This window comes from Nonomuraea sp. 3N208 (assembly GCF_052245935.1).
In the GTDB taxonomy this organism is placed as follows: domain Bacteria; phylum Actinomycetota; class Actinomycetes; order Streptosporangiales; family Streptosporangiaceae; genus Nonomuraea.
On record NZ_JBQQBR010000056.1, the window covers coordinates 56,890 to 81,010 of the forward strand.

21 protein-coding genes and 1 pseudogene are annotated in these 24,121 nt (G+C 69.1%); 9 read left to right on the forward strand and 13 right to left on the reverse strand.

Annotation, left to right across the window (positions count from 1 at the left end):
• Nucleotides 1-80 precede the first annotated feature (80 nt).
• The 4 genes from purL to purS all read right to left on the reverse strand — a co-directional run bounded on the left by purL (nt 81) and on the right by purS (nt 3,996).
• Nucleotides 81-2,333: a phosphoribosylformylglycinamidine synthase subunit PurL gene (gene purL, locus ACTWPT_RS51645; RefSeq protein ID WP_443184929.1), complete on the reverse strand. Its 2,253-nt coding sequence runs from the start codon at nt 2,331-2,333 to the stop codon at nt 81-83.
• Nucleotides 2,330-3,010 (reverse strand): phosphoribosylformylglycinamidine synthase subunit PurQ, encoded by a 681-nt coding sequence (purQ, locus tag ACTWPT_RS51650; protein WP_443184930.1) that lies wholly within the window; start codon nt 3,008-3,010, stop codon nt 2,330-2,332. The genes purL and purQ overlap by 4 nt, the downstream gene beginning before the upstream one ends.
• 132 nt (nt 3,011-3,142) lie before the next feature.
• Complete coding sequence (locus ACTWPT_RS51655) at nt 3,143-3,529, reverse strand: ATP-binding protein (RefSeq protein ID WP_443184948.1); 387 nt, start codon at nt 3,527-3,529, stop codon at nt 3,143-3,145.
• A gap of 221 nt (nt 3,530-3,750) precedes the next feature.
• Nucleotides 3,751-3,996, reverse strand: a complete 246-nt coding sequence (purS, locus tag ACTWPT_RS51660) for a phosphoribosylformylglycinamidine synthase subunit PurS (RefSeq protein ID WP_188197085.1) — start codon at nt 3,994-3,996, stop codon at nt 3,751-3,753.
• 227 nt (nt 3,997-4,223) lie between these two features.
• Here purS and pdhA point away from each other — a divergent pair, with 227 nt between their 5' ends.
• The 3 genes from pdhA to ACTWPT_RS51675 are packed head-to-tail and all read left to right on the forward strand — an operon-like array spanning nt 4,224 to nt 7,790.
• A complete protein-coding gene (pdhA, locus tag ACTWPT_RS51665) occupies nt 4,224-5,315 on the forward strand; it encodes a pyruvate dehydrogenase (acetyl-transferring) E1 component subunit alpha (RefSeq protein ID WP_443184931.1) in 1,092 nt (363 codons plus the stop codon).
• Nucleotides 5,312-6,292 (forward strand): alpha-ketoacid dehydrogenase subunit beta, encoded by a 981-nt coding sequence (locus ACTWPT_RS51670; protein WP_443184932.1) that lies wholly within the window; start codon nt 5,312-5,314, stop codon nt 6,290-6,292. Before pdhA ends, ACTWPT_RS51670 begins: the two co-directional genes overlap by 4 nt.
• 13 nt (nt 6,293-6,305) lie before the next feature.
• The gene (locus tag ACTWPT_RS51675; protein ID WP_443184933.1) at nt 6,306-7,790 is read left to right on the forward strand and encodes a dihydrolipoamide acetyltransferase family protein; all 1,485 of its coding nucleotides are present in this window, start codon (nt 6,306-6,308) and stop codon (nt 7,788-7,790) included.
• Nucleotides 7,791-7,831: 41 nt separating this feature from the next.
• On the opposite strand, the gene ACTWPT_RS51680 is transcribed toward ACTWPT_RS51675, so the two are convergent.
• The 3 genes from ACTWPT_RS51680 to ACTWPT_RS51690 are packed head-to-tail and all read right to left on the reverse strand — an operon-like array spanning nt 7,832 to nt 10,654.
• Nucleotides 7,832-9,007: an adenylosuccinate synthetase gene (locus tag ACTWPT_RS51680; protein ID WP_443184934.1), complete on the reverse strand. Its 1,176-nt coding sequence runs from the start codon at nt 9,005-9,007 to the stop codon at nt 7,832-7,834.
• Nucleotides 9,000-9,905 (reverse strand): hypothetical protein, encoded by a 906-nt coding sequence (locus ACTWPT_RS51685; RefSeq protein WP_443184935.1) that lies wholly within the window; start codon nt 9,903-9,905, stop codon nt 9,000-9,002. Before ACTWPT_RS51685 ends, ACTWPT_RS51680 begins: the two co-directional genes overlap by 8 nt.
• Before the next feature lie 17 nt (nt 9,906-9,922).
• On the reverse strand, nt 9,923-10,654 hold the full coding sequence (locus ACTWPT_RS51690; protein WP_443184936.1) for an NUDIX hydrolase: 732 nt from the start codon (nt 10,652-10,654) through the stop codon (nt 9,923-9,925).
• Nucleotides 10,655-10,735: 81 nt separating this feature from the next.
• Here ACTWPT_RS51690 and ACTWPT_RS51695 point away from each other — a divergent pair, with 81 nt between their 5' ends.
• Nucleotides 10,736-11,029, forward strand: a complete 294-nt coding sequence (locus tag ACTWPT_RS51695; RefSeq protein WP_443184937.1) for a Dabb family protein — start codon at nt 10,736-10,738, stop codon at nt 11,027-11,029.
• On the opposite strand, the gene ACTWPT_RS51700 is transcribed toward ACTWPT_RS51695, so the two are convergent.
• Together ACTWPT_RS51700 and ACTWPT_RS51705 are read right to left on the reverse strand one after the other, a co-directional pair.
• Nucleotides 11,026-11,289, reverse strand: a complete 264-nt coding sequence (locus tag ACTWPT_RS51700; protein WP_305923165.1) for a hypothetical protein — start codon at nt 11,287-11,289, stop codon at nt 11,026-11,028. The genes ACTWPT_RS51695 and ACTWPT_RS51700 overlap by 4 nt on opposite strands.
• 184 nt (nt 11,290-11,473) lie before the next feature.
• Complete coding sequence (locus ACTWPT_RS51705) at nt 11,474-13,279, reverse strand: acyl-CoA dehydrogenase (RefSeq protein ID WP_443184938.1); 1,806 nt, start codon at nt 13,277-13,279, stop codon at nt 11,474-11,476.
• A 103-nt stretch (nt 13,280-13,382) separates the two neighbouring features.
• Between ACTWPT_RS51705 and ACTWPT_RS51710 the strand changes: the two genes are divergently transcribed.
• Nucleotides 13,383-14,183, forward strand: coding sequence for a class I SAM-dependent methyltransferase (locus ACTWPT_RS51710; RefSeq protein WP_443184939.1), 801 nt, complete (start codon nt 13,383-13,385; stop codon nt 14,181-14,183).
• Between the two features lie 44 nt (nt 14,184-14,227).
• On the forward strand, nt 14,228-14,611 hold the full coding sequence (locus ACTWPT_RS51715; protein ID WP_443184940.1) for a VOC family protein: 384 nt from the start codon (nt 14,228-14,230) through the stop codon (nt 14,609-14,611).
• Between the two features lie 10 nt (nt 14,612-14,621).
• Here the strand turns inward: ACTWPT_RS51715 and ACTWPT_RS51720 are convergent, their stop codons facing one another.
• On the reverse strand, nt 14,622-15,071 hold the full coding sequence (locus tag ACTWPT_RS51720; protein ID WP_443184941.1) for a hypothetical protein: 450 nt from the start codon (nt 15,069-15,071) through the stop codon (nt 14,622-14,624).
• A gap of 75 nt (nt 15,072-15,146) precedes the next feature.
• Here ACTWPT_RS51720 and ACTWPT_RS51725 point away from each other — a divergent pair.
• A pseudogene (locus tag ACTWPT_RS51725) lies at nt 15,147-15,560 on the forward strand (GNAT family N-acetyltransferase); the annotation flags it as partial.
• A 114-nt stretch (nt 15,561-15,674) separates the two neighbouring features.
• The gene (locus ACTWPT_RS51730; protein WP_241564900.1) at nt 15,675-16,073 is read left to right on the forward strand and encodes a GNAT family N-acetyltransferase; all 399 of its coding nucleotides are present in this window, start codon (nt 15,675-15,677) and stop codon (nt 16,071-16,073) included.
• On the opposite strand, the gene ACTWPT_RS51735 is transcribed toward ACTWPT_RS51730, so the two are convergent.
• Nucleotides 16,060-18,063: a molybdopterin-containing oxidoreductase family protein gene (locus tag ACTWPT_RS51735; protein ID WP_443184942.1), complete on the reverse strand. Its 2,004-nt coding sequence runs from the start codon at nt 18,061-18,063 to the stop codon at nt 16,060-16,062. The two genes, ACTWPT_RS51730 and ACTWPT_RS51735, sit on opposite strands and share 14 nt — an antisense overlap.
• Nucleotides 18,064-18,257: 194 nt before the next feature.
• Here ACTWPT_RS51735 and ACTWPT_RS51740 point away from each other — a divergent pair, with 194 nt between their 5' ends.
• A complete protein-coding gene (locus ACTWPT_RS51740) occupies nt 18,258-20,633 on the forward strand; it encodes a lysylphosphatidylglycerol synthase transmembrane domain-containing protein (RefSeq protein ID WP_443184943.1) in 2,376 nt (791 codons plus the stop codon).
• A 39-nt stretch (nt 20,634-20,672) separates the two neighbouring features.
• On the opposite strand, the gene mgrA is transcribed toward ACTWPT_RS51740, so the two are convergent.
• The gene (gene mgrA / locus ACTWPT_RS51745) at nt 20,673-21,668 is read right to left on the reverse strand and encodes an L-glyceraldehyde 3-phosphate reductase (protein ID WP_443184944.1); all 996 of its coding nucleotides are present in this window, start codon (nt 21,666-21,668) and stop codon (nt 20,673-20,675) included.
• A complete protein-coding gene (locus tag ACTWPT_RS51750) occupies nt 21,665-23,755 on the reverse strand; it encodes a S9 family peptidase (protein ID WP_443184945.1) in 2,091 nt (696 codons plus the stop codon). The genes mgrA and ACTWPT_RS51750 overlap by 4 nt, the downstream gene beginning before the upstream one ends.
• Nucleotides 23,756-24,121 lie beyond the last annotated feature (366 nt).

The following is a 24,121-nucleotide window of genomic DNA, read 5'->3' on the forward strand; positions in this document are numbered from 1 at the left end:
CAACGCGTCGTTTTACTCACCCACGTCGGAGACGAAGAGGACCGGCGCGGATCCCCGTGCCGGCCCCTCTCGCGTAACCGTCAGCCGAACAGCGCGGGAAGCGCCGCAGAGTGCGTTTCCCGCAGCTCCTCCACCGCCAGCTCGAACTCGCCCTCGACCACAAGAGCCGAGCCCCCGGTGTATCCAAGCCCGTAACACGGCACATCATGCCGCCCGCACAACGACGCGAACTCGTCGTACGCCTCCGGCCGCACCACGACCAGCGCCCGCCCGGCCGACTCGCTGAACAGGCAGGTGAAGGCGTCCCCGGGCAGCGCCACGGTCGCCCCGATGCCGCGCGCCAGGCACGACTCGGCCAGCGCGACGGCCAGCCCGCCGTCCGACAGGTCGTGCGAGCCTTCGAGCAGCCCTCGCCCGGCGGCCTCCACCAGCACGGTGGCGAGCGCCTGCTCCGCGACCAGGTCCGCGCGCGGCGGCAGCCCGCCCAGGTGGCGGTGCGTGACGTGCGCCCACTCCGAGCCGCCGAACTCCTCGCGCGTGTCCCCGAGCAGTACGACCCGCAGCCCGTCCGCGACGAACCCGGACGGCACCCGCTTGGCCACGTCCTCGATGACCCCGAGCACGCCCACGACCGGCGTCGGGTTGATGGCCGTCGCACCCGTCTGGTTGTAGAAGGAGACGTTGCCGCCGGTGACCGGCACGCCCAGCGTCCTGCACGCGTCCGCGAGGCCGCGCACGGCCTCGGCGAACTGCCACATGACCTCGGGGTCCTCGGGGGAGCCGAAGTTGAGGCAGTTGGTGACGGCCAGCGGCTTGGCGCCGGTCACGGCCACGTTCCGGTACGCCTCCGCCAATGCGAGCTGCGCCCCCGCGTACGGGTCCAGTTTCGCGTAGCGGCCGTTGCCGTCCGTGGACAGTGCGATGCCCCGCGTCGTCGGCTCAGCGCCGGCTATGACCTCGGAGATCCGCAGCATGCCTGCGTCCGCCGGCTGGGCCAGCACGGTGTTGGAACGCACATAGCGGTCGTACTGGGAGGTCACCCACTCCTTGGAAGCCAGGTTGGGCGAGCCGAGCAACTGGAGCAGCGTGGCTCGCAGGTCGGCGGGCCGCTCCAGCCGGTCGGGAGTGTCGGCGTTGAGCGCGGCCTGACCGACCGGCTCGTGGTACGGGCGCTCGTAGACGGGACCCTCGTCGGCGGCGGTGCCTGGCGGGATGTCCACGATGACCTCGCCGTCCCACGTCATCACCAGACGCCCGGTGTCGGTGACCTCGCCGATGACGGTGGCAGGCACGTCCCACTTCCCGCAGATCGCCATGAACGCGGGGATGTCGTCGGGCCGGACCACGGCCATCATGCGCTCCTGCGACTCGCTCATGAGGATTTCCTCGGGCCGGAGCGAGGGGTCGCGGAGCGGGACCAGGTTGAGGTCGACCTGCATGCCGCCGGTGCCCTTGGCGGCCAGCTCGGTCGTGGCGCACGAGACGCCGGCCGCGCCGAGGTCCTGGATGCCGACGACCACGTCGGCCGCGTAGAGCTCCAGGCAGCACTCGATGAGCAGCTTCTCCATGAACGGGTCGCCCACCTGCACGGCGGGCCGCTTGGCCTGCGACTCGTCCTCGAACGTCGCCGACGCCAGCACCGAGGCCCCGCCGATGCCGTCGGGGCCGGTGGACGCGCCGAACAAGACGACCTTGTTGCCGGGTCCGGGCGCGGTGGCGAGCTTGATCTGGTCCTTGCGCAGCAGGCCCACGCACAGGGCGTTGACCAGCGGGTTGCCGACGTAGCATGGGTCGAAGACGACCTCGCCGCCGATGTTGGGCAGGCCCAGGCAGTTGCCGTAGTGGCTGATGCCCTCGACCACGCCGGGCAGCACCCGGCGGGTGTCCACGGCGTCCGCGCCGCCGAAGCGCAGCGAGTCCATGACCGCGATCGGGCGCGCGCCCATCGACATGATGTCGCGGACGATCCCGCCGACGCCGGTGGCGGCGCCCTGGTGCGGCTCGACGTAAGAGGGGTGGTTGTGCGACTCGATCTTGAACGTGGCCGCCCAGCCGTCGCCGATGTCGACCACGCCGGCGTTCTCGCCCATGCCCACGAGCAGCGCCTCGGACTTGGGCGCCTTGGTGGCGAACTGCTTGAGATGCACCTTCGACGACTTGTACGAGCAGTGCTCCGACCACATGACGCTGTAGATCGCCAGCTCGGAGCCGGTCGGACGGCGGCCCAGGATCTCCTTGACCCGGTCGTACTCGTCCTGCTTCATTCCCAGCTCGGCGAAGGGCATCGGCTCCTCGGGCGTCTCTGCCGCCCGCTTGACACTGTCCGTGCTCATGCGTTCACCAGCTTCTTGAGGATGGAGGTGAAGAAGCCCAGGCCGTCGGTGCTCGGCGCGCCGACCAGCTCCTCGACCGCGTGCTCGGGGTGCGGCATGAGGCCGACGACGTTGCCTGCCTCGTTGCGGATGCCCGCGATGTCGTTGAGCGAGCCGTTGGGGTTGCCGACGTAGCGCACGACCACCTGGTCGTTCGCCTCCAGCGCGGCCAGCGTCTCGTCGGAGGCCACGTAGCGGCCCTCGCCGTGCTTGATCGGCAGCACGATCTCCTGGCCGGGCGCGAACGAATTCGTCCACGCGGTCGCCGCGTGTTCGATCCTGAGCTTCTGGTCACGGCACACGTAGTGGAGCGAGGCGTTGCGGGTCAGCGCGCCGGGCAGCAGGTGTGCCTCGCACAGGATCTGGAACCCGTTGCACGTGCCGAGCACGGGCAGACCCGCCTTGGCGGCCGGGATCAGCTCGTCCATGAGCGGCGCGAACCGCGAGATGGCGCCGCAGCGCAGGTAGTCGCCGTAGGAGAAGCCGCCGGGCAGGAAAACGGCGTCCACTCCCTTCAGGTCGTGGTCGGCGTGCCACAGCGGAACCGCCTCGGCGCCCACGAGGCGCACGGCTCTGGCGGCGTCCTGGTCGTCGAGAGTTCCTGGAAACGTGACTACGCCCACACGGGCAGCGCTCATGACAGTCGTCCCCTCCGAGGAATGCGCGCGCACGCGCCACCGTCTCTTCGGGGCGGACGGCGGCGGTCTACTCAGGTTATCGGGTGCTGCCGCGTGGTCCGCATCGGCTCGTACGTCACGCGTACGTCCAGCTCAGACGGCTGCCAGCTGCCGCGGACGGGCGTCGGCCTCGTCGTCCCAGTCGAGCAGCTTGCGCAGGTGGACCGTGGTGCCACGGCCGGGCGTGATGCCGAAGGAGATCTCGTCGACCACGGAACGCATGATCAGCAGGCCGCGGCCGTTCTCGGTGTCAGGAGGGGGGAAGTGCGGCGGGATCGACGGCAACCCGTCGCCGTTGTCCGCCACCCGAACGTCGCACTGGCCGGAGCCGATCGACGCCGTCACCTCGTAGCGGTTCGCGGGTCCCCCGTGCCGCACCGCATTGGAGCACGCCTCGGAGACGGCGAGCAGCATGTCGGCGATGCACGTCTCGCTCACGTTGAGTGAACGCATGGCATCGCCAAGCACTCGCCTGACCATCGGTATGCCGATCGCATCCCGAGGCAGTGCCAACGAGAACTCAATATCCACCGGGCTCCTCCGGGCGCCAGAATGTCACCTGGAGTAGGTTTCCCTGTGAAATGGGGGCTAACCGCAAAATCACGCGGTTGTTATTTACTGTTGGCATGCCCGTGGCATTGTGGCACGTCCGAACCCGGCTTTAAGCGCCCAGGGGGAAATCAGGGAGCCATATCTCCCTTCTACCCCTCAACCCGGACGCTGTAGTCCTCGATCACCGTGTTGGCCAGCAGCGTCTCGGCCATCTTGCGCACTTCGGCGAGCGCCGCCTCGTCGGCCGGGCCGTCGAGCTCGACCTCGAAGCGCTTGCCCTGACGAACGGCCGAGACGCCGGAGAAACCGAGCCTGGGCAGCGCTCGCGCGATCGCCTGGCCCTGCGGGTCGAGGATCTCGGGCTTCAGCATGACGTCCACGATGACGCGTGCCACTGCGTTCCTCCTGCATACGGGTGGAGTTGGGAAAGCTAGCCTACCGGTGGCGTGTGGCCGGGGGCGCAACGGGAACGGCTAGAACATGGGGCTTGCGCGCAGGGCTGTGATGTCTGCCACCATGGCCCCAAACAAGTACGAACCACCACCACATGGTTCTTGCTTTAGAAGGCTGGCCTAAGGTGGCAAACCCATCGAACCCGGCCCCGAGACCACAGGAGTGGCACGTGACAGTCGACGCCTCTCGTGGTGCTGAAGCACCTCCAGAGCTCGTCCAGCTGCTCACCCCGGAGGGAGAGCGGGTCGAGCATCCCGACTACGACATAGACCTGAGCCCGGAGGACGTCCGGTCGCTCTACCGCGACCTGGTGCTCGTCCGCCGCATCGACCTGGAAGCCGTGGCGCTGCAGCGTCAGGGTGAGCTGGGCATCTGGGCCTCGCTGCTGGGCCAGGAGGCGGCCCAGATCGGCTCAGGGCGCGCGCTCACCGACGTGGACATGGCTTTCCCCACCTACCGCGAGCACGGCGTGGCGTGGTGCCGCGACGTGGACCCGGTGAAGCTGCTCGGCCTGTTCAGGGGCGTCAACCACGGCGGCTGGGACCCACAGGAGCACAACTTCCACCTCTACACGATCGTGATCGGCAGCCAGACGCTGCACGCGGTCGGGTACGCGATGGGCATCCAGCGCGACGACGCCAACGCCGCCACGATCGTTTACTTCGGTGACGGCGCCACCTCACAGGGCGACGTGAACGAGTCTTTCATCTGGGCGAGCGTGTTCAACGCACCGGTCGTGTTCTTCTGCCAGAACAACCAATGGGCCATCTCCGAGCCGCTGGAGAAGCAGACCCGCATCCCGCTCTACCGCCGCGCGTCCGGCTTCGGCTTCCCGGGGGTCCGGGTGGACGGCAACGACGTGTTCGCGTGCCTGGCGGTCACCCGCAAGGCGCTGGAGGCGGCACGTACCGGGCAGGGGCCGACGCTGATCGAGGCGTTCACGTACCGGATGGGCGCGCACACCACCACCGACGACCCCACACGTTACCGCGTGGCCAGCGAGCTGGAGGCGTGGAAGCTCAAGGACCCAATCGAGCGGGTGAAGGCTTACCTGTTCAAGAACGAGCTGGCCGACCAGGCGTTCTTCGACCTGGTGGACAGCGAGGCCGCCCAGCTGGGCGCCGACCTGCGCCGGCGCTGCCTGGCCATGCCGGACCCGGAGCCGCTCGACATCTTCGACCACGTCTACAGCGAGCCCCACGCCCTGATCGACCAGGAGCGCGCCCAGTTCGCCGCGTACCTGGAAGGTTTTGAGAAATGAGCGTTTTGTCGCTTTCCAAGGCGCTGAACGAGGGCATGCGCAAGGCCATGGAGGACGACCCCAAGGTCCTCATCATGGGCGAGGACGTCGGCAAGCTGGGCGGCGTCTTCCGGGTCACCGACGGCCTGCAGAAGGACTTCGGCGAGGACCGGGTCATCGACACGCCGCTGGCCGAGTCCGGCATCATCGGCACCGCGATCGGGCTGGCGCTGCGCGGTTACCGGCCGGTGTGCGAGATCCAGTTCGACGGCTTCGTCTTCCCGGCTGCCGACCAGATCATCACGCAGCTGGCCAAGATGCCGATGCGGTCGCTCGGCGCGATCAAGCTGCCGGTGGTCGTCCGCATCCCCTGCGGTGGCGGCATCGGCGCGGTCGAGCACCACAGCGAGTCCCCCGAGGCGTACTTCACCCACACAGCCGGACTGCGCGTCGTCGCCTGCTCCAACCCGGCGGACGCGTACACCATGATCCAGCAGGCGATCCGCAGCGACGACCCGGTCGTGTTCTTCGAGCCGAAACGCCGCTACTGGGAGAAGGCCGACGTCGACACCACTTCCACGGACTGGTGGACGCCGCTGCACGCGGCCAAGGTGGTGCGGCCGGGGGCCGATGTGACGCTGCTGGCGTACGGGCCCATGGTCAAGACGTGCCTGGAGGCGGCCGCGTCCGCCGAGGAGGAGGGGCGCTCGCTGGAGGTCGTCGACCTGCGCTCACTCAACCCGCTGGACGAGCCGGTGGTCATGGATTCCGTACGCCGGACCGGGCGGGTCGTGGTCGTCCACGAGGCGCCCGTGAACAGCGGGTTCGGGGCCGAGCTCGCGGCGAGGATCACCGAGCAGTGCTTCTATCACCTGGAGGCCCCCGTCCTGCGGGTCGGCGGCTTCTCCACCCCCTACCCCCCGTCGAAGCTGGAGGAGCACTACCTGCCCGACCTGGACCGGGTGCTCGACGCCGTCGACCGCGCCTTCGGGTACTGAGAGGGGGCTGAGCATGCGACGCGAGTTCAAGCTCCCGGACGTCGGGGAGGGCCTGACCGAGGCCGAGATCGTCCGCTGGCACGTCAAGGCGGGCGACGACGTCAAGGTCAACCAGATCGTCGTGGAGATCGAGACGGCCAAGTCCATCGTCGAGCTGCCGATCCCGTGGGACGGGGTGGTGACCGGCCTGCTGGCCGAGGAGGGCCAGACGGTCGACGTGGGCGTCCCGATCATCGCCGTCGACACCGCGGAGGAGGGCGGCGCCCCCGCGGGCGCCGCGGCGCCCGCGGGCACAGAGGCCGCCGACCGGGCCCAGGCCCTGGCCGACGACATGGTGCCCAAGCCCCCGGCGGAAGGCGCGGTGGAGCCCGGCGCCCACGGCAGCCCGGCCCCCAAGGAGGAGCGCCAGTCCGTCCTGGTCGGCTACGGCGTCAAGACGGGCGCGACGAAACGCCGCCCCCGCAAACACGCTCCGACCGACACCGCGCCGGCGGGACCGGCAGCGCCGTCGCCGGCGGGCGCATCATCGGCGGCGGCCGCACCGAGCGCCCCGGCGGTCTCACCCGGCGTCGAGACGGCGGGACGTGGTACGGCGGAACCCGGCGCAACGGGCACGGCGCCCGGCCGAGTAGCGGTGCTGGCCAAGCCCCCGGTCCGCAAGCTGGCCAAGGACCTGGGCGTGGACCTCACCACGATCATCGGCACGGGCCCGCAGGGCTCGGTCACCCGTGAGGACGTCCACGCGGCGGCAGGGGCACCGGAGACAGCACCGACAACCGCCCCCGAGCTGCCGCAGCCGCTGGAAGAGCGCATCCCCATCAAGGGCGTGCGCAAGATGACCGCCCAGGCCATGGTCGCCAGCGCCTACACCGCCCCGCACGTCACGGAGTTCCTCCAGATCGACGTGACGAGGACCATGGAGGCCGTCCACCGGCTGCGGGCGCTGCCCGACTTCGCCGAGGTCAAGGTATCCCCGCTGCTCCTGGTGGCCAAGGCCGTCCTGACGGCGGCCATACGGCACCCCATGATCAATTCAACCTGGGACGAGGAGGCCCAGGAGATCGTCGTCAAGCACTACGTGAACCTGGGAATTGCGGCCGCCACCCCCCGGGGGCTGGTGGTGCCCAACGTCAAGAACGCCCACACCCTGTCGCTCCCCGACCTGGCCCAGCACCTGGCCCAGTTGACGGAGACGGCGCGGGCAGGCCGCACCCAGCCCGCCGAGATGGCCGGCGGTACGATCACGATCACCAATGTGGGCGTGTTCGGCGTGGACACCGGCACCCCCATCCTGAACCCGGGCGAGGCCGCGATCCTCGCCGTCGGCCAGATCAGGGACATGCCGTGGGTGGTGGCCGGCGAGCTGGCGGTCCGCAAGGTGACGACCTTGTCGCTCTCCTTCGACCACCGCATCGTGGACGGCGAGCTGGGCTCGCTGTTCCTGCGCGACGTGGGCGCGATGCTGGAGGACCCGCTCACCATGCTCGCCTGGAGCTGATCGAGAGGCGGTGACCGCCGGGAGGACCCCTCTCCCGGCGATCACCGCGGGCCCGGCACGAGAGCACGCTTGCTCTCCGCGGTGGGCCCGTGCGATGCGATCCACACGGGCGCTCCCATGACGTCTGAGACCGCGGCGACCCAGTCTGATACACCTTCTTCGTAAATCGGCCGCGCCCGCATCATCCGCGCCGTCCGCTCCCCGTCAGGCGCGAACGAATCCGGTGGGTCATAGGCGACGCACATGCGCGAGACCGGCACGTCGAGGTGGGTGAGGGCGAGGAGGTCCACCCCGCCGGCCGCCTCCGCGGCGTACCGGTGCGCGACCGCGTCGAAGTGCCCCGACCGGAACGGCCCCTGCCATGGCCCGGTCACGTTGTGCGGCTCGGGCGGATCCAGCGCCGGGTCCTCGGTCACCAGCGGCCCGGGCCCGTGCCTGGTCGTGTATGTCCGCAGCACCCCGAGTCGCACCGCTCCCACCCCGCCGAGCAGCTCTTCCGCGTTGTCGAACGTGGTCGTGCTCCACGTCGTGTACGGGTCGAACCCCCAGTTCTCGTCCAGCAGCACCCCCTGAGCCCCTTCGAAGACGACCGGCCCAGACGCGACCAGCCGTCCCACGAAGGCCGGGTCCACGAGCCGCACCCGCTCCTGGAAGGCCCGGTAGGCGGCCACGCAGTCCTCCACAGGCGGCCCCTGCACGCCGAGCGCCTCCCGCAGGACCCGCAGCTTGCGCTCCAGCACCTTGGGCGGATCCCCGGCGCGCGGCGCCTGAGGGCCATGCTCCAGCCAGTACGCCATCACCTCCCCGACACCCATCCCGCACGACCCGTGCCGCTCCTGCCCGCGCGCCAGCTCCCGCCGCCGCCCGGCTTCGACGTGGTACGGCGTCGCGAGCAACGCGTCCCGGTCCACAGTGATCAACGAGAACGGATCCGGCACCCCCAGCCGCACCAGATGCTCCGCCTCCGCCGCCAAGGCCGGCGGATCGACCACCACGAACCTCGACAGATGCGTCGGTACCCCGCGTAACGTCCCCGCCCCGAATTGGGCGAACGTGTGGTGCCGCCCATCGGGCAGCACCACGTTGTGCCCTGCCTGGGCGCCGCCGTTGAACCGCACCACCGCCCGCACGTCCCCCGTGGCGCACAGCCAGTCCACGACGGTGCCCTTGCCCGCGTCGCCGTACCCGAGGTCGACGACGATGACGTGCTCACTCACCGCTGCCACCGCGACCCCGGCCAAGCGCCCGCGACACCGACCCGCTCGCGCCGGAGCCCAGCTCGGCCAGGTGATCCAGGCCTTCGTCCAGATCGATGGCGTCCTCGCCGAGCCCGACGGTGAGCGCGATGGTCTCGCACACGGCGCCGAGGTCGTCGAGCTCCAGCACGTTCTGGCCGAGCAGCTGCCGCCACACGCCCAGGACCTCGCGGTCGCCGGCGTGACTGGCCCCGCGCGGCACGATGAAGTAGGTGTCGTACTTCGTCACGAGCTCGTCGACGATGTCCTCGACACGCAGCCGCCCTGGCACGCGGTCCCCGACGACGTCCCTGGCCGCCCGCGCGGACAGCCGCGGATACGGCATTTCATCCCCGATGATGAACAGGTAGCCGCGCTTGCCTCGCTTCTCGTGGCAGTCGATCGAGGTGTGCCTGGCCATGAAGTACATGGCCAGCTCGTACGACTCCCGCTTCTGCCCGCCGCCCCCGCCCTCCAGGAAGATCAGCCCGAGCTGGTCGTCCATCCGGTTGTCCGACTCGAACTGCCCTATCTGCAGCGGCGCCCGGTCGCAGGTGGCGTCGCCGATCGCGCCGAACATGATCTGGGGGTCGGTGGCGTAGCCCTTGCGCCGCAGCAACCCGAGCAGGTCGGGCAGCTTGCTCTGCAGGATGCGGGGCACCCGCCCCATCGAGCCTGTCACGTCGAAGAGGACGGCGATGGCCAGCGAGTCCGGGTGCTCGGCGGAGTCGCGGCTCTCGCGCGTGACGCCGTACGGGTCGAGGTCGGGGTGGGTGGTCATGGCGCCCTCGTCGCTGTAGGCGAAGGCGCTGCGGCCGGATGCCGCGCGGTAGCGGGCGGCCGAGATGTAGACGTCCGCGGACCAGATTCCGCTGCCCATGGTCTATCTCCTTAAGGTCATCGGATTTCCTCCTCGCGTGCCGGTCGCAGCAGCGCGGGGTGGAGCAGCCGCGCGTCGCCGGCGCGGTAGAGCTTGGCGCGCGGCCCGCCCTTGGGGCCGCCCGTCTCGGTGGTCTGTCCTGTGCCCTCGACAAACCCGGGCACGGACAGGACCTTCCGGTGGAAGTTGCCCGCGTGCAGCGGCGTGCCCCACACGGTCTCGTAGATCAGCCGCAGGTCGGAGATGGTGAACAGGTCGCCTGCGAATGCCGTGGCCAGCGGCGTGTACTCCAGCTTCGACCGGGCCCGCTCGACGCCGTCGGCCAGGATGCGGGCGTGGTCGAAGGCCAGCGGCGGCACGTCGTCCACCGGGTGCCAGACGGCCGCCGCCGCGTCCGTGCCGGCCTGCGGGTCGGGCAGGTCGGGGGCGAAGGCGAGGTAAGAGATCGACACCACGCGCATCCGCGGATCCCGTCCGGGACCGCCGTAGCTGGCGAGCTGCTCGAGATGCGCCGGCCTGGTGGCCACGCCGGTCTCCTCGGCCAGCTCCCGCACTGCCGCCTCGGCCAGTTCCTCGTCGGGCCTGATGAACCCGCCGGGCAGCGCCCACGCCCCCGCGTACGGCTCCACGCCCCGCTCGACGATCAGGACGTGCAGCTGCCGGTCGCGGATGGTCAGCGCCACCACGTCGACCGTCACCGCGACCGGGGCGTAGAGCCGCGGGTTGTATTCGGCCAGGAAATCCTCCACGGAAGCACGTCCTTCTCAATCCGAGTCAATCTCAATATGAGAATAACCATGGCCGTGAAGGAATGTCGATAGGGTTGCCGCATGATTCGCCACATCGTGCTGTTCACGTGGACCGAGGACGCGACCGACGAACAGAAGGCCACGGTGACGGCCGAGCTACGCAAGCTGCCCGGCGCCATCCCGCAGCTGCGCTCCTACACGGTGGGCCCGGACGCGGGCATCAACCAGGGCAACCACGACTACGCGGTGGTGGCCGACTTCGACAGCGTCGAGGACTACCTGGTCTACCGCGACCACCCGCAGCACCAGGCCGTGATCGCCCAGCACATCAAGCCCATCCTGGCGACGCGGGCGGCCGCGCAGCTGAGCGTCTAGATCTCCGGCGGGTTGTTCTCCCGGTGCATGAGCCTGTCGTCGGAGGTGCGGCCCCGCCTCGGGGCCAGCACGACGCTCAGCACGATGCCCACGCCACCGACGATCATGAAGATGATCCCGACGACGTCCATGTGGACCGCCGGTCCGAACACGTCGGGCTCGATCGCGAACCTCAGGATGGCGCCGAGCGTGAGGAAGAAGATGCTGACCCCGACACCCATGACGACCTCCAGGCAAATGGCGAGTATGCCGACGGTCATACCCGCGTAACGGTGATCACACCCATCAAGCCAAACAGGACAGCGGCCGGCCGCCGTTGAAGACGAGGTCGCCGGAGAACCGCAGCCGCCGCTCCGGGATCCACACGTACCGGAGCGCAGCCGACTGTGCCCTTTTACAGTAGAACGCCCGCACGAGGGCGGGCGTTCTGTGGCGGAGCAGGGACTAGAAGGCCTCTTCTGGCAGCTCCATCAGCTCCTGGCCGGTAGAGGCGAGCACGCGCCGCTCGAAGGCCAGTCGCGGCAGCACGGTCTTGGCGAAGAAGGATGCCGCGCCGATCTTGCCCAGGTAGAACGGGTCCTCGCTGTCGTTCAGCTTGGCCAGCGCCACCTCGGCCTGGCGCAGCAGCAGCCAGCCGATCACCAGGTCGCCCAGCGCCAGCAGCAACCTGGTGGTGTTGAGCCCGACCTTGTAGACCTCGGCCGCGTTCTCCAGCGAGCCGAGCGCCCAGCCCGCCATGATGTCGCCCATGGCCTTGACCTCGGCGGCGGCCTCGGCCAGCAGCTTGCGCTCCTCCTTGAGCCGGCCGTTGCCGGCCTGGGAGCCGGCGAACTCGTTGATCTCGGCGAGCAGCGAGCCGATCGCCGCGCCCTGGTTGCGCAGGATCTTCCTGAAGAACAGGTCGAGGCCCTGGATCGCGGTCGTGCCCTCGTACAGGGAGTCGATCTTGGCGTCGCGGATGTACTGCTCGATCGGGTAGTCCTGCAGGTAGCCCGAGCCGCCCAGGGTCTGCAACGACCGGGAGAGCAGCTCGTACGACCGCTCCGAGCCGACGCCCTTGACGATCGGCAGCAGCAGGTCGTTCATCTCGTGCGCGTGCCGGTCGGCCGGATCGATCAGGATCGTGTCCTGGAACGTGGCCGTGTAGAGCACCAGGGCCCGCATGCCCTCCGCGTACGCCTTCTGCAGCATGAGCTCGCGCCGCACGTCCGGGTGGTGGGTGGTGGTCACCCGCGGGGCGGTCTTGTCCGTCATCCTCGTCAGGTCCGCGCCCTGGACCCGGCTCTTGGCGTACTCGAGGGCGTTCAGGTAACCGGTGGACAGCGTGGCGATGGCCTTGGTGCCGACCATCATGCGGGCGTGCTCGATCACCATGAACATCTGCTTGATGCCCTCGTGCACCTCGCCGACCAGCCAGCCGACCGCCGGGTGCTTCTCGCCGAAGGTCAGCTCGCACGTGGTGGAGACCTTCAGGCCCATCTTCTTCTCGACGTTCGTGACGTAGGCGCCGTTGCGCTCGCCGAGCTCGCCGGTCTCCAGGTCCACGTGGTACTTCGGCACCAGGAACATCGACAGCCCCTTGGTGCCGGCGCCGTGCCCCTCGGGGCGGGCCAGGACGAGGTGGAAGATGTTCTCGGACATGTCGTGCTCGGCGCTGGTGATGAAGCGCTTGACGCCTTCGATGTGCCAGGTGCCGTCGGGCTGCCGCACCGCCTTCGCCCGCCCGGCGCCCACGTCGGAACCGGCGTCCGGCTCGGTGAGCACCATGGTGGCGCCCCAGTTGCGCTCGATGGCCAGCTCCGCGAAGCGCTTCTGCTCCGGTGTGCCCACCTTCCACAGCGTGTAGGCGAAGTTCGGGCCCGCGGCGTACATGTAGAGCGCCGGGTTCGCGCCCAGCACCATCTCGGCGGTCGCCCAGGCCAGGGTCCGCGGGATGCCGGGGCCGCCGAGCTCGGCAGGCAGGTCGAGGTGCGCCCAGCCGCCGTCGACCAGCGCCTTGAACGATTTCTTGAACCCCTCGGGGACCTTGACGCTGCTGGTCGCCGGGTCGAAGACGGGCGGGTTCCGGTCGCCTTCCTCGAAGGAGTCGGCGAGGACTCCGGTGGCCAGCCTGTTGACCTCTTCGAGGATGCTGCGCGCGACATCCTCGTCCACTTCCGCAAAGGGCCCTGTGCCGAGGATCTCGCGTCGCCCGAAGACCTCGAAGAGGTTGAATTCGAGGTCGCGAACGTTGCTCTTGTAGTGGCCCATGGGTGTAGATCTCCTTGAACCGAGGGCTTATGTACTGGTGAGTAACCTTACTCTGAAATGCTACCCACGGGTAACCCCTGCCATGCATGGCATGCTCGTCTCCATGGACGCCGAAGAACTCGCCGCCAGATGGCGAGAGCGACTGGAATCCTGGGCCATCCCCGAGGAGATCCTGGCCAAGGCACCCGCGGATCCGTGGAGTCATTCGCCGGAGCGATTCGGCACGCGCACCGACAGGGCGCTGGCCGAGCCCGACGACGGGCCCACCATGACCCGGCTCGCGGAGGCCCTGCCCGACCAGGGCACGCTCCTCGACGTGGGGTCAGGAGCCGGTGCCTCGTCGTTGCCGCTGGGCCGGCGCATCGGCCACCTCTACGCGGTGGACACCTCGGCGCCCATGCTGGAGGGGCTCACGCTCAGGGCGGACAAGCTCGGCGTGCCGGTCACAACGGTCGAGGGCCGCTGGCCGGACGTGGCGGACCGGGTGCCGGTGGCCGACGCGTCCATCTCCGCCCACGTGGTCTACAACGTCCCGGACCTGGCCGGCTTCCTTCGGGCGCTCGCCGCGCACACGCGCGGCCGCGTGGTGCTGGAGCTGCCGCACCGCCATCCCATGAGCTGGATGACGCCGCTGTGGGAGCACTTCCACGGGGTGAGCAGGCCGGTGCGGCCGATCGCGGAGGACTGCGTGGCTCTGGCGGCGGCGCTCGGCTACCCCGTGCAGGTGGAGGAGCGGGAGGCTCCGCTGGAACGTTTTACGACGCTGGAGGAGCTGGCGGAGAGCGCGTGCCGGCGGGTGTGCCTTGAGCCGTCCAGGGCGGCGGAAGTGGCCGAGACGGTGCTGGAGCTCGGCATGTGGCCGGTGCCCCGGGACCGGTGGGTCACCATCTGGTGGGACCGATAGGAAACCGGCTTGACGTCTTTGGTGGTGCCGGGTTGGGTGTTCCAATGATCGAGATTCACGCCATCACCATTGACGCCGCGAACCCGTACGAGATCGCCGGCTGGTGGAGCAAGGCCACCGGGTTGCCACTCGGAGAGGGCGACAAGCCGGGCGACGACGAAGTGATGCTTCGGACCGAACGGGATCCGTTCCTGCTGTTCATCCGCGTGCCAGAAGGCAAGACCGTGAAGAACCGACTGCACCTCGACGTCAACGGGACCGAAGGACGGACCAGGGACGAGGAAGTGGAGCGCCTGATCGGGCTGGGGGCGACCGTCTATGACGACCGTCGCCAGCCCGACGGCAGCGGCTGGGTGACGATGCGCGACCCCGAGGGCAACGAGTTCTGCGTGTGCAGGAGCCAGGCCGAGCGGGAGGCGCAGGTCTGATGTATGCGGATCACTGGGCGGAGCGTCCCCGGCCCTTCATCGTGAGCGTCAGGATGCCGGCGATCAGGTAGACCAGCGCGCCGTGCCACAGCGCGTCCACGGCCGAGCCGAACACCCCTTCGCCGTCCAGGACCAGCTGCACCGGGTAGTCCAGCACCGCCGTGATGCCCGCGGGCAGCAGCGCGAACTTCCACGGGTGCTGCAGCGACCACAGGCGGGCCTGGCGGGTCACCCGGTCGCCCTCGTTCGGCTTGGACACCGCACCGATCGCGGCGATCAGGGCGAACAGGCTGATGCCGAGGCCCAGCGCCCACACCAGATCCCCGGTGCCCGTGAGCGCCCCCACACCGAAGCTGACCGCGCTCACCGCGCCGCCGCCGATGGCGGCGGCCTTCCAAGGGGCGCCACGCAGGGCGGCGCCCGAAAGCGAGACCTCATCGCGTCGACTGATTTCGTTCATGTGGTAATCGTGCCTTTTGGAAGCCCTTGGGGGCATCGGGGAAGGACCCTGAGCTGTCCCTGACATGATGCGGACATGCAGAAATTTGTCATTGTGCAGCTGGGCGCGGGGGACGAAGAACGGTTGCGGGACGTCCGGCTGCGGGCGCTCCAGGACTCGCCGGACTCTTTCGGTTCCTCCTACGAGCGGGAGATCGCGTTCCCGCCGGGGAAGTGGGCCGAGAGGTTGAACGATCCGCAGTCGCGGTGGTGGGCGGCCCAGACCGGCGACGGAGCGGACACGGGGCTCGTGTGCATGCGCCTGGAGGAGTCCGGGGCTCATCTGCTGTCCATGTGGGTGGCGCCGGAGGCCAGGGGCATGGGCGTGGGCTCCGGGCTGGTCGACGAGGCCGTCGCCTGGGCCAGGGCCACCGGCGCCGAGGAGGTGCGGCTGTGGGCAGTGGACGACAACCACGCCGCTCGTGCGCTCTACGCGCGCAAGGGTTTCACCCCGACCGGTGAGGTCATGGCGTTGCCGTCCAATCCCGCGCTCCCGGAGTCGCAGTACGCGTTGTCCCTGATCTTCCGTCCGGCCCGCAAGGACGACGTGCCCGCGATCGTGGCGATGCTGGCCGACGACCCGCTCGGCGCGCAGCGCGAGGGCGACCCCGCCGATGAGCGTTACCTGGCCGCCTTCGACCGGATCGACGCCAACCCCTACGACGAGCTGATCGTGGCCGAGCGTGACGGGAAGGTGGTGGGCACCATGCAGCTCACCTACCTGGCCGGGCTGTCGCGGCTGGGCGCCGAGCGGTGCCAGATCGAGGCCGTCAGGGTCGCCGCCTCCACGCGCGGCCAAGGGCTCGGGCGCAAGATGATCCAGTGGGCGATCGACCGGGCCCGCGCCCGCGGCTGCGCCATGGTGCAGCTCACCTCCGACAAGTCACGCGACGACGCCCACCGCTTCTACGACTCCCTCGGCTTCACGGCCTCCCACGAGGGTTACAAACTCAAGCTGGGCTGACCTCGACCAGGTTGTCGTGGTAGCCGGGGCCCTTGCCCATGTCGGCGTCCCGCTCGGCCACGACCGCGTTCGGGTTGGCGCCGCCGGGGCTGAGCTTCGGCCAGCGGCCCTTCGTCGAGGCCACCACACCGGCCGCGACCCGGTCGCTGATCTCCACGTCGGCCAGGAACTCGCCGCCCTCGTTGTGCACCCGTACCCGCTGGCCGGACACCAGCCCGCGGGCCGCCGCGTCGGCCGGGTTGACCAGCACCACCGGATCCTTGGCGCGCCGCCGCAGCTCGGGGTTGTTGCCGAAGATCGTGTTGAGGAACGTGTGCGCGGCCGGCGTGACCAGCGTCAGCGGGTACGGCGAACGCTCCGCCTGGGCGGTGTGGGGCGGGACGTACGCCTGCCCGGCCCGCGGGAAACGCAGCTGCCCCGACGGCGTCGGGAAACCGTCGGCGAATGGGATGAACGGCTTGGGATAGTTCATCCGCACCCAGCCCTCCTTGCGCAGCCGGTCGAGCGTGATGCCCTCCAGCGACGGATGCCCGCCGGAAAGCAGCTGCTCGGCCAGCTCCAGGTCCGACTCGTACAACGACGGCTCGGTCATCCCCATGTGCGCCGCCAGCCGCCGGAACGTCTCCGTCGTGGACAGGCACTCACCGGGCGGCTGCACTGCGGGCTCGTTCCACAGCAGGTACATGTGCCCGTAGCCGGCGTGCAGGTCGTAGTGCTCGGGCTGCATGGTGGCCGGCAGCACGATGTCGGCGTAGTCGACGGTGTCGGTCGGGAACTGCTCCATGACGACCGTGAACAGGTCCTCACGGGCGAGCTGCCGCCTGATCGCGTTCGCGTCGGGCGTCGAGCCCAGCGGGTTGGCCGCGTACACCCACAGGCACTTCACGTCGTCCAGTTGCGAGGCCAGCTTGGTCATCACCAGCGTGCGGACCGGCTTGGCCAGGAGATCCTCGCGCGTGTCGATGTCGAGGTGCACGTGACCGCTGGTGGAGTAGGCGATGCCGCCGCCCGCGTGCCGCCAGTCGCCGGTGACACCGGGGATCGCGCCGATCGTGCGCATCGCGGTGCCGCCGCCCGCGTGCCGCTGGATGCCCATCGTGGCGCGGATGGCGGTCGGGCGGGTGTGGGCCAGCCTCATCCCCAGGCTGTGGATATCCGCGGCCGGGATGCCGGTGATCTCCGACACCTTTTCCACCGGATGGCGCAGGATCTCCTCGCGGAACTCCGGCCACCCCTCGGTGTGCTCGGCCAGGAACTCCTCGTCCTGCGCGTTCTCCGCGAGCACGACGTTGAGCAGGCCGAGCGCGAGCGCCGCGTCCGTGCCCGGCCTGATCGGGAGGTACTCGTCGGCCTGGTCGGCGGTCCTGGTGCGGATCGGGTCGATGGCGACCACGTGCGCGCCGTTCGCCCGGGCGTCCTGGATGAACTTCCACAGGTGGTGGCCGCTGGTCAGCGTGTTGGTGCCCCAGAGCAGGATCAGCTTGGCCAGCGCGAGGTTCTCCGGGTCCATGCCGGCCGGGGTGCCGTTCGTCCGGTGCAGGCCGCTGCCGCCGGCCGCCGCGCAGATGTTGAGGAAGTGCTTGGAGGCGCCGAGCACGTTCCAGAACCGCCGGCCCGCCACACCTTCGCAACCCTGCAGGTAGCCAAGCGTGCCCGTGCCCAGATAGGGCCAGATCGCCTCGCCGCCGTGCTCCGCGACGATGCCGCGCAGCCGTACCGAGATCTCCTCCAGGGCCTCGTCCCACGTGATGCGCTCGAACTGGCCCGAGCCCTTGGGCCCGGTGCGGCGCATCGGGTGGAGGATGCGGTCGGTGGCCTGCGTGTGCTCCAGGTAGCGGTTGACCTTCACGCAGAGCGCGCCTCGCGTGTACGGGTGGTCGGGGTTGCCACGTAGCTTGACCGCCTTGCCGTCGTCGACGGTGACGATCCAGGAACAGGTGTCCGGGCAGTCCAGCGGACATGCCCCCAAAACCCTCAATTCGCCCGACATGCAAGTCAGCTTACGTCGCGGAATCCGAATGAACTCCTGGAGCTCCACCGTGTAGCTTTGCTGCGCGGCCTCTGGATTGAGGACACTGGAAGCTAGAGATCGTACGGTCCGGCCGGGAAGGTGCAGAATCGCTGACGGTGGCCGATATCAGGGAAAGAGATGACGCGGCGGACCTCGCGGAGGAGGACCCAGCCGTGGCAGAGTCACGCGCGGACAACGACGTCTACGTCGTAGAGCCGCTGTTGCCGCAGCGCCTGCGGCGCCCGTCCGACCTGCTGCGCTTCTTCGCCACGCTGATCGTGCTCGGCGCGGTCATCCTGCTCGCCCTCGTCGCCAAGCAGACGCTCATCGGCCTCGAGGCCGACGTCAAGGAGGGCGCGGAGCTCGTCCCGCTGCTCAGCAGGATCGCGGCCTTCCTCGGCGGCGCGGCCGTGCTCGTGGTGCCCGCGGCGTTCGCCGTCGAGCGGGTCTTCCACCGCGACGGCCTGCGGGTCGCCGAAGGCCTGATCGCCGCCATCATCGGCATGGCCGGGTCGTTCCTGCTCGGGCAGTGGCTCGTCGGGGGCAACCTCGACGACCTGCGCGTGCTGCTGACCGGCGACCGGGACATCGAGCCGCTGAACACGCTGCTCACCTCGGTTGTCGCGTACGCCACCGCCGTCCGCATCTCGCGCCGCCCCACCTGGCGCATGCTGATGTGGACCACGATCGCCCTGTACATCCTGGCGTTCTTCTCCGGCCGGCAGATCACGCTGCCGAGCGCCATCGTGACCGTGGTGGTCGGCATGGCCATCGGCTACGCCACCCTGTACGGCGTCGGCAGCCCCAACACCAGACCGCCTGGCAGCGCCGTGGTGGGCGCGCTACGCAAGCTGTCGTTCGCGGTGGTGTCGGCCCGCCGCGTCGAGGACGACTACCAGGGCAGCCGCCGTTACGCCATGGGGCTCAAGGACGGCAGCAGCCTCGACGTCACCGTGCTTGACCGGGACCGGCAGGTGGCCGGGCTGCCGTACCGGCTGTGGCGGCGCATCAGGCTCAACTCCGAGACCAGGCGCCGGGCCATCAGGTCGCTCAGGGCCGAGCTGGAGCGCGAGGCGCTCATGGCGTACGCCGCCCAGGCGGCCGGCGCGAGCACGCCCCGGCTGCTCGGCACCAGCGAGATCGGCACCGAGGCCGCGCTACTCGCCTACGAGCACATCGAGACGCGCCCACTCGACGAGGTGCCCGACGCGGATATCGACGACGAGGTGCTCGCCCAGATCTGGGAGCAGGTCGAGCTGCTGCAGATCCAGCGCCTGGCGCACCGGCGGCTCACCGGCGACAGCATCCACCTCGACCGGGCCGGACGCGTCGTGCTGACCGACGCGCGCAGCGGCGAGATCGCCGCCGGCGACCTGCTGCTCCGGCTCGACGTCGCCCAGCTGCTGACATACCTGGCGCTGCGCGTCGGCCCCGAGCGTTCGGTGCGGGCCGCCGCGGCGGTGATGGGCCCCGAGGCGCTGGCCGCCGCCATACCGCTGCTCCAGCGCATCGCGCTCACCAGGGAGACCCGCTCGGCCCTGGCGAAGGAGAAGAACCTGCTGGCCGCGCTCCGTGAGCACATCGTCGCGCTAAAGCCGGAGGGCAAGGTCGAGGAGGTACGCCTCGAACGGTTCCGTCCGCGCACGCTGATCACGATCATCGCCAGTACGATCGCCGCGTACATCGTGCTCTACCAGCTCAGCCAGGTGGACGTCTACAAGGTGATCACTACGGCCAACTGGGCCTGGTCGGGGCTGGCGCTGGTCGCCGCGTTCGCCAGCTTCGTGGCCGCCGCGCTGATGCTGCGGGGATTCGTGCCCGAGCCGCTGCCGCTCTGGCGTACCGTGCTCGTGCAGTTCGCGTCCTCGTTCGTCAAACTCGTCACGCCGCCGGCCGTGGGCGGGGTCGCGATCAACACCCGCTACCTGCAGAAGCGCGGCATCACGCCGGCGAGCGCGGTGGCCAGCGTGGGCGCCTCGCAGCTGATCATGCTGGTCTTCCACATCTCGCTGCTGCTGCTGTTCGCCTACATCACCGGCTCGACCACCGCCACCTCCTTCACGCCGTCGCGTGGACTCGTCGTGGCGTTGCTGGCCGTCGCGCTGCTGGTGGTGGTGGTGCTCGGCGTGCCGCCGGTGCGCAGGATGGTCACGTCGCGGCTGCGCAAGCTGTTCGGCAACGTGCTGCCGCGGCTGCTCGACGTGCTGCAGTCGCCGCTCAAGATGATCGAGGCGGGCTTGGGCACGCTCACGATCACCATCGCGTTCGTGGCCTGCCTGTACGCCTGCGTGGCGGCGTTCGGCGGTGAGATCAGCTTCACCGCCGTCGCCGTCGTCTACCTCACGGCCAACGCGATCGGCTCGGCCGCGCCCACGCCCGGTGGGCTCGGCGCGGTCGAGACCGCACTCATCCTGGCGCTGATCGCGGCAGGCGTGCCGCAAGCGGTGGCCACGTCGGCCGTGTTGCTGTACCGGCTGCTCACGTTCTGGCTGCCGGTGCTGCCCGGCTGGGCCTCCTTCACCTACCTCCAGCGGCACGACTCTTTGTGAGAGAGCGAAGCGAACGAACCATTGGACGCAGCATCTTGATCACCGAGCCGACGAAGTCGGTCCGGTGATTTTGTCTATTGCTTGGAGCTCGTCCTCGGTGAAGGCCGGGCCGTCGACGCAGGCCACGTTGTCCTCCAGTTGTTTCACGCTGCTCGCGCCGATGAGCACGCTCGTCACCCTCGGGTCCCTGAGCGTCCACGACAACGCCATCTGAGCCAGCGTCTGCCCCCGGCCCCTGGCGATCTCGTTGAGGTCGCGTGCCAGCTCCCGGTCGATCCTCTCGGGGGTCAGGAAGCGGCTGGTGGCGGCCCGCGAATCGGCGGGCACCCCGTCCAGATAGCGGTCGGTCAGCACGCCCTGTGCCAGCGGCGAGAACACGATGCAGCCCATCCCCGCCTCCTCCACGGCGTCCAGCAGCCCGTCCTCGATCCACCGGTTGATCATCGAGTACGACGGCTGGTGGATGAGCAGCGGCGTGCCCATCTCCAGCATGATCCGCGCGGCCTGGGCGGTCTGCTCCGCCGAGTAGTTGGAGATGCCCGCGTACAGGGCCTTGCCCGAGCGCACTGCCCGGTCCAGCGCCCCCATGGTCTCCTCCAGCGGCGTCTCCGGGTCGGGACGGTGGCTGTAGAAGATGTCCACGTAGTCCAGGCCCATCCGCTGGAGCGACTGGTCGAGGCTGGCCAGCAGATATTTGCGCGAGCCCCACTCGCCGTACGGGCCGGGCCACATGTCGTACCCGGCCTTGGTGGAGAGGATCAGCTCGTCCCGATATTGGCGGAAATCTTCGTGCATGATCCGGCCGAAGTTCTTCTCCGCCGAGCCGTATGGCACGCCGTAGTTGTTGGCCAGGTCGAAGTGCGTCACCCCGAGGTCGAACGCCTGCCGCAGGATCGCACGGGAGTTCTCGATCGGCCGGTTGTCGCCGAAGTTGTGCCACAGGCCCAGCGAGACCGCGGGCAATTTCAGCCCGCTGCGGCCGCTGCGGTTGTACGGCTGCCGCTCGTAGCGCCCCTCGTTGGCCTGATAGGTCATGACGTGCCCCTTTCGATGATCCAGGAGAGCGCGAACGCCTCCTCGCGCCAGGCGTCGTACCGGCCGCTGCGCCCGCCGTGGCCCGCCCCCATCTCCGTCTTCAGCAGGAAGGGACCGCCCTGCGCAGTCGACCGAAGCCGGGCGATCCACTTCGCCGGCTCGTGGTAGAGGACGCGGGTGTCGTTCAGGCTCGTGATCGCCAGGATCGGCGGGTACGGCCTGCCGTCCACGTTCTCGTACGGGGTGTAGCTCTTCATGTAGGCGTACACGTCCGGGTTGTGCAGGGGGTCGCCCCACTCGTCCCATTCGATCACGGTCAGCGGCAGCGACGGGTCGAGAATGGTGTTGAGCGCGTCCACGAACGGCACCTCGGCCACCACACCCGCGAACTCCTCCGGCGCCAGGTTCGCCACCGCGCCCATCAGCAGGCCGCCCGCCGAGCCGCCCCTGGCGATGATCCGCTCGCTCCAGCCGGTCGCCTTCAGATGCCTGGCCACGGCCACGAAGTCGGTGAACGTGTTGCGCTTCCTGGTGAGCTTGCCGTCCTCGTACCAGCGGCGGCCCATCTCACCACCCCCCCTGACGTGCGCGACGGCGAAGACGAACCCGCGGTCCAGCAGTGACAACCTCGGTACCGAGAAGCCCGGGTCGATGGAGGTCTCGTAGCTGCCGTACCCGTACAGCACGGTCGGGGCGGGCTTGCTCGCGTCCTTCCGCTTCACGATCGACACGGGCACCTTCGTCCCGTCCTCGGCCGTGGCCCACTCCCTGAACTGCTCGTAGTCGGCCGGGTCGAAGCCGCCCAGCACCGGGCGCCGCTTGAGCAGGATCAGCTCGTGGGTGTCGAGTTCGTAGTCGTACACGCTGGGCGGGGTGACCATGCTCGTGTACGCCAGCCTGAGCCGCTTGGTGCTGAACTCCGGGTTCCCGGCCGGGCCGACGTCGTAGAGCGGCTCGGGAAAGTCGATCTCGTACGCGTTCCGCTCGGCCGCCTCGATCCGCTCGCGCCAGTCCGCGACCGTGCTCGGGTACGGCAGAACCCGCAGGCCCGTCAGCCCTTCACGGCGGAAGTGCAGCACGGCGTGGTCCTCGAACGCGTCGACTTCCAGGAGCCTGGTGTCGTCGCGGTGCGCGATGATCGGGGTCCACGCACCCGGGTCCTCGAGTGAGGCCGTGGCCAGCTCGAAGTTCTCGGCGTTCTCATTGTGCAGGATGTAGAAGAAGTCGCCCGCGTGCTCGACGCTGTATTCCATGCCGGTCGTCCTGGGCCGGACGATCCGGAACTCTCCCGAGGGGTCGTGCGCGTCGAGGATGCGCACCTCGCTCGTGATCTTGCTGCCCGCGCCGAGAACGAGGTAGCGCTCGCTGCGCGTCAGCCCGATGCCGACCCAGTAACGCTCGTCGGCCTCCTCGTAGACCAGCACGTCCTCCTGGGTGCCGAGGGTGTGCCGGTAGACCTGGTACGGGCGCCAGGCGTCGTCGACGCGCGTGTAGAAGAACGCCGAGCCGTCGGCCGACCAGGCGCCCCCGTAGAAGATGTCGGCGATCTCGTCGGGCAGCAGCTCACCCGTCTCGAGGTTCTTGAACCTCAGGGTGAAACGCTCGTCGCCCTTGTAGTCGGTCGAGTAGGCCAGCATCGTGCCGTCGGGCGTGACGGCACTGGTGCCGATCGAGAAGAACGGGCTGTCGCCCGCGAGCTCGTTGCCGTCGAGGATCACCTGCTCGCGGTCGAGCTTGACACCTGGGGTGATCTCCGGCGGCACATCGCTGTCCGCGGGGACGCGGCAGGAGACCGCGTACTGCTTGCCCTCCTCGGTGCGGCTGAAGTACCACCACGCGCCCTTGCGGCTCGGCACCGACAGGTCGGTTTCCTGGGTGCGGCCCTTGATCTCCTGGAACACCTGCTCCTGGAGGTCGGAGAGGTGACCGGTCTGCTGCTTGAGAAACTCGTTCTCCGCCTCCAGGTAGGCCTTGGTATCCGGATCTTCCTTGTTGCTCAGCCAGGCGTACTCGTCGATCACGATGTCACCGTGGTGGGTACGCTCAGTAGGAATCTTCTTCGCCAGTGGCGGCGTGTTGCTGCTCACGTGGGGAGTCTATGTTCGGTCGTGATCGTTCTGTGTCCGAAGAACACGACGAACCGTCCTGAGCGGTCGGAGAGCGCTGCTAATCTTTAAGAGCCCGACGCGGTGCGGCGCAACTCTCCTCTCTCACTCCGGTGATCTTGGTGTGTGCGCGCTGTACCGGAAGCCCGGTCAATTTGACAGGGATTCGGGTGGCTGTAAGAATTAAGACATAACGCAAGACCGAAGCGAAACGCCGGAAAACGCGTCCGTTTCTTGAGAACTCAACAGTGTGTTAAAAGCCAGTGCATGTGCATCACATGTATGACCCCGTCATTATTGACGGTTTTGCTTGGATGATTCATCCGGACAGACATTGTTTGGAGAGTT